This window comes from Psychrobacter sp. 1U2, from assembly GCF_051847575.1.
The window spans coordinates 1-656 of sequence record NZ_JBPYDC010001242.1 but is presented as its reverse complement, the minus strand read 5'-3'; the positions used below and the strand labels follow the sequence as shown (position 1 = coordinate 656).

Here is a 656-nt window from a genome sequence, read left to right as displayed (position 1 = left end):
AAAGGTGAGACGCAACTTATGCACCTCACCTTTTTCAATATTGATTGGTCCTGTTAAACGCACTAATCTTTTAAACCATTAATCAAACCCAGCCCTTTTCACGAAATGACTTTAGTACTTTAATAAATACTGTCATCTCATCAGGTGTGCCAAGTGTTAAGCGGTTGAACCCTGTCACAGGAGGAAACTCGCGACCTACTTTGATGCCACTATCACGCATCCTATTGATATATGTGCGCAAATCTCCTTTGATTTCATGAAAAATAAAGTTGGTCTGTGAAGGTAAATAGCGAAGTCCAAGCTCGTCTAATGCTGCTTCAACCATCTGACGGGATTGTTTAGTTGTGCGTGAACTTAGCTTCAAAAAATCTATATCATCTAAGGTCGTAAGAGCAGCGACCGCACCTGACAAGTTGGTGTTATCCATAGACATAAACGCTTCAACAGCAGCGATAGCCTGTGGGTTAGAAATCGCGTAGCCCACTCGCATACCGGCTAAAGCATATAACTTTGAAAAAGTATGAATGACAATAAGGTTATCTGACAATCCTTGTTTTACCCACTCAAATCCACTTTCAAAGGTTGGGTCTGTCACGTATTCTAAGTACGCTTGATCCAATAAAAAGTAATGGTTGTCTGGTGCGTTACTTATCCAA

1 protein-coding gene is annotated in these 656 nt (G+C 40.7%); it reads right to left on the bottom strand.

The genetic code is table 11. From position 1 onward, the window contains the following. Positions 1–82: 82 nt before the first annotated feature. Positions 83–656, bottom strand: a 574-nt coding sequence (locus tag ACS8FD_RS21440; protein ID WP_439277359.1) for an aminotransferase class I/II-fold pyridoxal phosphate-dependent enzyme, incomplete at its 5' end; no start/stop codon positions are given.